Source organism: Mycobacterium sp. 1165178.9 (assembly GCF_001673555.1).
GTDB lineage: Bacteria > Actinomycetota > Actinomycetes > Mycobacteriales > Mycobacteriaceae > Mycobacterium.
Map to the genome: position 1 here is coordinate 1 of NZ_LZMB01000213.1, position 652 is coordinate 652.

A 652-nucleotide genomic window follows, 5' to 3' on the forward strand; every position below is an offset into this window, starting at 1 on the left:
GTGCTCAACCCAGCACCGGACTGCCGGCGCCGACAGAGGACGACATCGCCTACCTCATTTACACCTCGGGCACGACCGGCGTCCCCAAGGGCGTCGCCGTCAGTCACCGCAACGTCACCCGACTGCTGGAGACATTGGACGCCGAACTCGAGCTTTCGGGGCAGGTGTGGTCGCAGTGTCATTCCCTGGCGTTCGACTACTCGGTGTGGGAGATCTGGGGTGCGCTGTTGTACGGCGGCCGGCTGGTGGTCGTGCCCGAGGTGTAAATGAGGTAGGCGATGTCGTCCTCTGTCGGCGCCGGCAGTCCGGTGCTGGGTTGAGCACCGATGCGGGGATCGCTGACATCGATGACCGGCAGCTCGTAGCTCTCCAGACGCTCGGCCAGATCGGCGGTGGTTACGGCCGCGACCGGAGCGGCATCGCCGAGCATGAACTCCATGCGCGCGGCGGGCTGTGCCGGATCGATCGGCACATAAGTCGCGCCAGTCTTGAGCACCGCCAGGATGGCCACGATCGCGTCGGCCGAACGGGAGAATAACAACGCCACCCGCTCGCCGGGGCGCACGCCCAAGCCAATCAACAAGTGCGCCAACCGGTTTGATGCTTCATCAAGCTCGCGATAGGTCATCGACTGGCCAGCGAAACTGAGCGC

At 65.0% G+C, this 652-nt stretch carries 1 protein-coding gene and 1 pseudogene; one reads left to right on the plus strand and one right to left on the minus strand.

Annotated elements, in window-relative coordinates:
- Positions 1–56: 56 nt before the first annotated feature.
- Entirely contained in the window at positions 57–266 is a 210-nt protein-coding gene (locus tag A5652_RS09930; RefSeq protein WP_369805773.1) for an AMP-binding protein, read from the plus strand.
- On the opposite strand, the pseudogene A5652_RS09935 reads toward A5652_RS09930, so the two are convergent.
- A pseudogene (locus A5652_RS09935) lies at positions 248–652 on the minus strand (AMP-binding protein); the annotation flags it as partial. The gene A5652_RS09930 and the pseudogene A5652_RS09935 overlap by 19 nt on opposite strands.